Annotated in this window: 7 protein-coding genes, 1 tRNA gene and 1 pseudogene; 6 read left to right on the top strand and 3 right to left on the bottom strand. The window is 37.0% G+C overall.

What is annotated here, in order from left to right:
- The 5 genes from ftsA to Q0Q99_RS09940 all read left to right on the top strand — a co-directional run.
- On the top strand, window positions 1-998 hold a 998-nt coding region (gene ftsA, locus Q0Q99_RS09920), incomplete at its 5' end, for a cell division protein FtsA (protein WP_293895114.1).
- An 82-nt stretch (window positions 999-1080) separates the two neighbouring features.
- Window positions 1081-3078: a cell division protein FtsZ gene (ftsZ, locus tag Q0Q99_RS09925; protein ID WP_293895117.1), complete on the top strand. Its 1998-nt coding sequence runs from the start codon at window positions 1081-1083 to the stop codon at window positions 3076-3078.
- 216 nt (window positions 3079-3294) lie between these two features.
- Window positions 3295-3744: a GatB/YqeY domain-containing protein gene (locus Q0Q99_RS09930; RefSeq protein WP_293895120.1), complete on the top strand. Its 450-nt coding sequence runs from the start codon at window positions 3295-3297 to the stop codon at window positions 3742-3744.
- Window positions 3745-3753: 9 nt separating this feature from the next.
- Window positions 3754-3827 (top strand) — tRNA-Arg (locus tag Q0Q99_RS09935).
- Between the two features lie 240 nt (window positions 3828-4067).
- A complete protein-coding gene (locus tag Q0Q99_RS09940) occupies window positions 4068-5150 on the top strand; it encodes a T9SS type A sorting domain-containing protein (RefSeq protein WP_293895123.1) in 1083 nt (360 codons plus the stop codon).
- 1 nt (window position 5151) lies between these two features.
- Here the strand turns inward: Q0Q99_RS09940 and rpe are convergent, their stop codons facing one another.
- Together rpe and Q0Q99_RS09950 are read right to left on the bottom strand one after the other, a co-directional pair.
- The gene (rpe, locus tag Q0Q99_RS09945; protein WP_293895126.1) at window positions 5152-5817 is read right to left on the bottom strand and encodes a ribulose-phosphate 3-epimerase; all 666 of its coding nucleotides are present in this window, start codon (window positions 5815-5817) and stop codon (window positions 5152-5154) included.
- 217 nt (window positions 5818-6034) lie between these two features.
- Window positions 6035-6898: a sigma-70 family RNA polymerase sigma factor gene (locus Q0Q99_RS09950; RefSeq protein ID WP_007137700.1), complete on the bottom strand. Its 864-nt coding sequence runs from the start codon at window positions 6896-6898 to the stop codon at window positions 6035-6037.
- Between the two features lie 239 nt (window positions 6899-7137).
- On the opposite strand from Q0Q99_RS09950, the gene Q0Q99_RS09955 reads away from it, so the two are divergent.
- The gene (locus Q0Q99_RS09955; protein WP_293895129.1) at window positions 7138-7650 is read left to right on the top strand and encodes an FISUMP domain-containing protein; all 513 of its coding nucleotides are present in this window, start codon (window positions 7138-7140) and stop codon (window positions 7648-7650) included.
- A gap of 73 nt (window positions 7651-7723) precedes the next feature.
- Here Q0Q99_RS09955 and Q0Q99_RS09960 read toward each other — a convergent pair.
- A pseudogene (locus tag Q0Q99_RS09960) lies at window positions 7724-7845 on the bottom strand (IS982 family transposase); the annotation flags it as partial.

Here is a 7845-nt window from a genome sequence, read left to right on the forward strand (position 1 = left end):
TGCCACAGGAATATATTATTGACAACGAATCAGGAATTAAAAACCCTATCGGCATGGCGGGTATTCGATTAGAAGCAAATTTTCATATCATCACAGGGCAAATAGCTGCCGCCCGCAATATTTATAAATGCGTTCAAAAAGCAGGTTTGGAAATTCCAGATAAAACGGGATTAACATTAGAACCACTAGCTTCCTCCGATGCTGTTTTAAGCGATGAAGAAAAGGAAGCCGGGGTGGTATTGGTAGATATAGGAGGAGGTACCACGGACATTGCTATTTTCCAGGATGGAATCATTCGTCATACAGCTGTAGTTCCTTTTGGTGGAAATGTAATCACAGATGACATCAAGGAAGGCTGTTCAATCATCGAAAAACAAGCAGAATTATTAAAAACAAAATTTGGTTCAGCGTGGCCGGGTGAAAATAAAGACAACGAAATTGTTTCGATTCCGGGGTTAAGAGGAAGAGATCCAAAAGAGATTTCGCTAAAGAATTTGTCAAAAATCATTCACGCCCGTGTTGTTGAAATTATCGAGCAGGTTTTCACCGAAATAAAAGCATACGGACACGAAGATCCACGCAAGAAACTAATTGCTGGTATCGTTTTAACTGGTGGAGGTTCGCAATTGAAGCACATCAAGCAACTGGTAGAGTACATCACCGGAATGGACACGCGAATTGGGTATCCAAACGAGCATCTGGCAGGCAATTCAAGCGAAGAAATTTCAAGTCCATTGTTTGCAACAGCAGTAGGATTGGTAATGAACAGCATTGAAAACAATTCGAACAGTGCGTACAAAATTGAATTAAAAGAAGTGGAAGCAACTCCAAAGCAAGTTGTTTTTCAACCCGTAATTGAAGAAAAACTAGAAGAAATTTCCAATGTAATTGAGGACGAAATCGACCTTGAAACGGAAACCACAGAGCATAAAATAAAGAGATCATTTTTTGACCGTTATGTTGAAAAGATCAAAGACTTTTTAGATAACGCTGAATAAGCCATCAGTTATCAAAAAAGCATTAGAATAAGAAAAGTCAAAACAAAATACAAAACATATAATACCTAATAAAACCAGAAGTATGATAAGCAACTCAGAATTTGGAAACATCTCATTTGATTTACCAAAAAATCAATCAAATGTGATTAAAGTAATCGGAGTTGGTGGCGGTGGAAGTAACGCTATCAATCACATGTTCAAACAGGGAATCAAAGGCGTTGATTTTATCGTTTGTAACACCGACTCACAAGCACTTCAAAACAGCCCGGTGCCAAACAAAATCCAATTAGGTGTTAATCTTACGGAAGGTCTTGGCGCAGGAGCAAATCCCGATGTGGGTCAGCAATCCGCCATCGAAAGCATTGGCGACATCGAAAAGATGTTGGATACCAATACCAAAATGGTCTTCATTACCGCAGGAATGGGTGGTGGAACCGGAACCGGTGCTGCGCCCGTAATTGCCCAATTGGCCAAAGAACGAGATATTCTTACTGTTGGAATCGTAACTATTCCTTTTCAGTTTGAAGGTAAAGTTCGTCAGGAACAAGCATTGTTAGGTGTTGAAAAATTAAGAAAACAGGTTGATTCCTTAATTGTTATCAATAACAATAAATTGAGGGAAGTGTATGGAAACCTTGGTTTCAAAGCAGGATTCTCGAAAGCTGACGAAGTGTTAGCTACCGCTTCACGCGGAATTGCGGAAGTAATTACGCACCATTACACTCAAAACATCGATTTAAAAGACGCCAAAACTGTATTGGAAAATAGCGGAAGAGCCATTATGGGTTCTGCTACGGCTAGTGGAGAAAACAGAGCAAAAGAAGCTATCATTTCTGCTTTAGATTCTCCTTTGTTGAATGATAATAAAATTTCAGGTGCCAAAAACGTATTGTTGCTTATCGTTTCAGGTAATAATGAAATTACTATTGATGAAATCGGAGAAATTAATGACCATATTCAGTCTGAAGCAGGTCATAATGCTAACATTATTATGGGTGTTGGTGAAGATGATACTTTAGGTGATTCTATTGCAGTGACAATTATTGCTACAGGTTTTAATGAAGAACAACAAAACGGAATTTTAAATATAGAAGCCACAAAAATAATTCACTCATTAGATGGAGAACATAAATTAGAGCGTGATTTAACAAAAAAGTCCGTTGAAGTTTTCAAGGCTATTGATGTTGAAGTAACCGAAGCGAAAGAAGAGAAAATTGTTTTTGAATTAATCGAAGATGAACTTGAGTCGCCCGCTACTGTCACTTCTATTGATGAAAACGAACTCATTGCTATGAATCATTTCATCAGAAACCTGGATGTGACTTTTGAAATCGTTTCGCCAATAAATGATATTGACTTCAAAGTAACTTCTCTGGAAGTTAAGGACACGAGCGTTAGCGAATTGGTGAAACAAATGAAAATGATTGCCCCGGAAACAATCGAAAAAGAAGAAGAGCAAATCACTTTTACTTTTGATATGCCGGAAATGCCGGCATTCGAAAGAGTAGAGGAAGTAAAGCCAGTTGAAGCTGTTGAAGAATCCAGAATTGTTTTTGATTTATCTGAATCTGCAGTAAACGATATCATGGTTAATGAGCCGGTAGAGTTTGTACCAGTAACCGAACTTAGCGAAGGCGGAATCATCAAATATTCTTTGGAAGAATACATGGAGTTAGAGAACGACTTGTTAAATTCTAAACCTGCGGCAGCTGCACCAATTTTGGAGGCGCCAATTGCAGAAGAGTTGAACATTACAATGAAGGTTGAAACTACCGAAAGACCGAACGCCATTGTAAGTCATTTTGAAGACATTTCACCCGTTGAAATGACTATCGAGGAAACTTTGAAACACAGAGCTGACGATAGAAGGAAAAAATTGAAAGAGTTCAACTATAAATTCCATAACAACCCTTCAAAAATTGAAGAATTGGAGAAAGAACCGGCGTACAAACGTAACGGAGTGGATCTGTCAAGTAATGCTCAAACCAATACAAACTCTCGAATGTCAATTGGAACAGACAGCAATGATGATGCACAGCTGCGTTCAAACAATTCATTCTTGCACGATAATGTAGACTAGTCTACAGATAATCCTTGATCATTAACCCGAAAGTCTTTATGATTTTCGGGTTATTTTTTTTACCTTCGCGAAACTTATTGGGAGCGAATGGTTCGGGCATTTTTGCCATCCGTGTTCCTGCTTTCCACATCTCGTCCCAAAAGACGAGATTGCTGCAATCAGGGCTATAAAATCAACCATTTTAATCTAAGGAGTCAATAATCTAACAATCTAAATATGAGTTTATCAACCCAAATAATGGACGAAATTAAAAATGCAATGCGCGCAAAAGACACTGTTGCGTTGGAAGCATTAAGAGCCATCAAATCTGAAATTTTATTAGCGCAGACTTCATCAGGTGCTAAAGAAGAAATTACAGAAGCAGACGAAATCAAAATATTACAAAAACTGGTAAAAATGCGTAAAGACAGTGCCAGCATTTTCTCCACTCAAAACCGTCCGGATTTAGCCGAACCGGAATTGGCACAAATTGCTGTAATCGAAAAATTTCTTCCGGCGCAACTTTCAGAAGCCGAAATAGAAACAATCATAGCCAAAATTATTGCAGAAACTGGCGCATCTGGTATTGCGTCGATGGGAAAGGTTATGGGATTGGCTTCAGCACAAATAAGTGGAAGCGCAGAAAGCAAAACGATTTCGACGATAGTTAAGAAGTTGTTAGTTTAAGAATAAAATGGCTCCGTAGTTCAACTGGATAGAATATCAGATTTCGGCTCTGATGGTTGCAGGTTCGAACCCTGCCGGGGTCACGAATAAATAAGGGAATAAAATAAATGTCTAAGCTGGCTTAAGCATTTATTTTATTCCCTTATTTTCAAAGCGGAGCTTTGTCTGGGAAGACGCAGTCAACCCTGCCGGGGTCACGAATAAACACTAAAGTAGTAAAAATGAAAAGTTTGCTTTATCATTTTTACTACTTTAGTGTTTTCTAAGGCACGCTTCGATAGAAAACTCACATGTCTAATGTTTAACAATATAAATTTGATATCATGAGGATAACAATTCAACTACATCATAAAAGAATTGCATTACAATATGTAACTGCTTTTCTATTCTGTTTTCTTTACAGTAGCTCTTTTGCTCAAATATATTCTAACGGCAATTTATCTACGGGAACGTTATCAAAAAGCGGTGTAACATCTCCAACAAGCTATACTTGGAGTGAACTTCAAAATGATACAGGAAATACAACAGAGACGAATAAAAGTACCGGATTTGCTGGTTATTTTAATACCGCAGGAACTACAAGTTTTCAATTAGGAGATGATTTTATTGTACCCGCCGGACAACAATGGAATATCACCAGTTTCGACTTTTTTGCTCATCAAAATAGTTTCACAGGGGCGACTATTCCAGTGGATCAACTAAGAGTTCAAATTTGGAATGGCAACCCTTCTCTGCCAGGTTCAGGGGTAATTATTGGCGATATGACCAATAGTATTTTAGATGCTGCCAACAGCGACAATACCTTTATGTACAGGATTCCAAATTCAATTATTGGGAATCCCGTTATTGCTCCGAATACGAATAGAAAAATATGGAGAATCAGAGGCACTATTTCTGCGACTTTATCACCGGGGACTTATTGGGTAGTATCCCAGTTTCATGCAACAAATGATGGGTCTATATTTGTTCCATCGGTTACTGTTTCAGGTAGTCGCGGTCAAACAGGGTGGAACGCAAAACAAAATTTTGTAGCTAATACTACACCAGGAACCGTACTTGGTTGGGCTGATATTATAGATGTAGGTGATCCTGCAAGCGCGCCGGATGTTGCTCAAGATTTGCCTTTTGCTATAAATGGAACAATTACTACATTAGGCACACCAGAAAATGATTTTTCGTCAGCTGTTTTGATATATCCAAATCCAGTGAAAAACAGCTTTACTATTACTATGCCAGCAGCAGCTAAGATTGACAGTGTCGAAATTTACGATTTGTCAGGAAGAAAAATTAAGAGTATAGATAAAGTAGATGCTGTTGTGAATGTTTCTGAACTATCAGTTGGAAACTATACTTTAAAAGTAAAATCGGGTTCTTCTATTACTATAAAAAAGTTTACTAAAGAATAGATTATTTAAGCGTTGATAAATCTTTTAGATCACTAATAGTTTGAGTTGGATTACTTGATTTAAACACAAAATTTCCAGCAACAAGTACATCTGCTCCGGCTTTTACTAATTGGGCTGCATTTTTATCTGTAACACCGCCATCAACTTCTATAAGTGTGGAAGCATTTTTGGCAATAATCAGTTTTTTAAGTTTTTCAATTTTAGAATAAGTGTTCTCAATAAAAGACTGGCCCCCGAAACCCGGATTAACACTCATAATACATACCAAATCAATATCGTTTATTATATCTTCTAATAAATCTACATTGCAATGCGGATTTAGGACAACTCCGGCTTTCATTCCCTCAGCCTTTATCGCTTGTAATGTTCGGTGTAAATGAGTACATGCTTCATAGTGAACACTCAAAATATTAGCTCCTAAGTCGGCAAAAGTTTTAATATATCGGTCCGGGTCAACAATCATCAGATGTACGTCGATGGTTTTTTTTGCATGCTTTGCTATTGCCTCCAAAACCGGCATTCCAAAAGAGATATTTGGTACAAAAACACCATCCATAATGTCAATATGGAACCAATCCGCTTCACTGTTGTTGATCATCTCGATGTCGCGCTGCAGGTTGGCAAAATCAGCAGCAAGGACAGAAGGTGCAATTAGTGTATTCTTCATTTTGTAGTATTGTGTTGTTTGGGCAAAGATAGAAAAAGTTTCTCTTTTACCGCAGATTGCGTGAAGGATTGGAGCAAGTACCCTGTACTGCGGAAAGCCTGACCCGAAGGGGCACGCCCTAATTCTATAAAAAAATAAAACTCCGGTAATCAGCCGGAGTTTCAATCATCAATCAAAAAACGAACAGTTAATCAGACTGTTGTTATTGTTATTAGGATTATCCTAAATATGTTTTTAATATTTTACTTCTTGAAGTATGTTTTAATCTACGAATTGCTTTTTCTTTAATTTGACGAACACGCTCACGGGTTAAATCGAAAGTTTCTCCAATTTCTTCCAATGTCATTGGGTGTTGATCACCTAAACCAAAATACAAACGTACGACATCTGCTTCTCTTGGAGTTAAGGTTTCTAATGAACGCTCAATTTCTGTACGTAAAGATTCGTGGATTAATTCTCTATCCGGATTTGGAGATTCACCCGAACGCAAAACGTCATAAAGGTTAGAATCTTCTCCTTCTACAAGCGGCGCATCCATTGACAAGTGACGACCAGAGTTTTTCATAGACTCTTTTACATCGTTCACTGTCATGTCAAGCTCTTTTGCAATTTCCTCAGCACTTGGCGGACGTTCGTTTGATTGCTCTAACAAAGCGTACATCTTGTTGATTTTATTAATAGAACCAATTTTATTCAGAGGCAAACGAACAATACGTGATTGTTCAGCTAAAGCCTGAAGAATAGATTGACGAATCCACCAAACTGCATACGAAATGAATTTAAAACCACGGGTTTCATCAAAACGTTGCGCCGCTTTTATCAAACCTAAGTTTCCTTCATTAATCAAATCGGGAAGTGTTAAACCTTGATTTTGGTATTGTTTAGCTACGGAAACTACGAAACGCAAATTGGCTTTTGTCAATTTTTCTAACGCTTTTTGGTCGCCGGCTTTAATTTTCTGCGCTAACTCAACTTCTTCATCAGCAGTAATTAAATCAACTTTTCCAATTTCTTGTAGGTATTTGTCTAAGGATGCAGTTTCACGATTGGTTACCTGCTTGGTGATTTTGAGCTGTCTCATTTATTTGTTTCCTTTAGTTTAAAGTGTTCAGGTGGTTGTACGGTATAATCTTTAAAAAGTTACAAAATCATTAAAATAGTTTAAAAACAACAATATTTGGAACTCACCATTTGTTTTTAATTTGTTAATAACTTAAAGTGCTTTTTAAGAAAATACTTGTTTAAATCGTTTTTTTTTTGCTTTGTGAAGTTTCTTTATAATGCTTTAGAAATTATAGAGTAACAACCAAACAACTCATCATGAAAACACAAAAAATAGTTTTACTTCTCCTTTTTGCACTAGTTTTTTTTAGCAGTAAAGCGCAGAATTTATATCTCCGCACTATAACGGGAACGCAAACAGCATACTCAATAGCAAATATCAAGAACCTAATCTTTTCAGGTGGAAATCTTTTAGTAAACAATACAACAGGGTCTAACGGAACATTTGCTCTTTCTAGTTTACGTTATTTCAATTTTACCGATTTAACTTTGGGCATATCTACAATTGAATTGGTTAAAAGCAAGTTTTATGTTGCAGGAGGTAAAATGAAAGAAGCAGGAACTACGCATTGGTTATCTTCTAACACAGGTGCTGACAACAGCAGCGGTTTTACAGCATTACCAAGCGGTCAGCGCTACAATGATGGACAATTTCAATTTATTGGTGCAAGAAGTATTTTTTGGACATCCAATCGCACATCTCCAAGTGGTTTCCCCACTTCTTACGTTTTCTCTATAACGAACGACTATGAAAATTTACAATGGCTATAATAATTGGACAGCAGGTTATGCGGTACGGTGCGTTAGCAATTAATAAATGTTAAACTTAACCCGTTGGGTGTAATTAAATAATTTGATTTTTAATATTGTTTATTGGTCTATCAAATATGAATTTATTGATATATTGAACCAAAGTTAATGCTGTTATTTTAGCTAAAATTCTTGTTTTAAATCCTTCAAAAGATT

It is taken from the genome of Flavobacterium sp., assembly GCF_025352425.1.
In the GTDB taxonomy this organism is placed as follows: domain Bacteria; phylum Bacteroidota; class Bacteroidia; order Flavobacteriales; family Flavobacteriaceae; genus Flavobacterium.

What these genes read in the sequence shown, in the direction of transcription:
- ftsZ (WP_293895117.1), top strand. Translation starts at nt 1,081, where the DNA reads ATGATAAGCAACTCAGAATTTGGAAACATCTCATTTGATTTACCAAAA.
- Q0Q99_RS09930 (WP_293895120.1), top strand. Translation starts at nt 3,295, where the DNA reads ATGAGTTTATCAACCCAAATAATGGACGAAATTAAAAATGCAATGCGC.
- Q0Q99_RS09940 (WP_293895123.1), top strand. Translation starts at nt 4,068, where the DNA reads ATGAGGATAACAATTCAACTACATCATAAAAGAATTGCATTACAATAT.
- rpe (WP_293895126.1), bottom strand. Translation starts at nt 5,817, where the DNA reads ATGAAGAATACACTAATTGCACCTTCTGTCCTTGCTGCTGATTTTGCC.
- Q0Q99_RS09950 (WP_007137700.1), bottom strand. Translation starts at nt 6,898, where the DNA reads ATGAGACAGCTCAAAATCACCAAGCAGGTAACCAATCGTGAAACTGCA.
- Q0Q99_RS09955 (WP_293895129.1), top strand. Translation starts at nt 7,138, where the DNA reads ATGAAAACACAAAAAATAGTTTTACTTCTCCTTTTTGCACTAGTTTTT.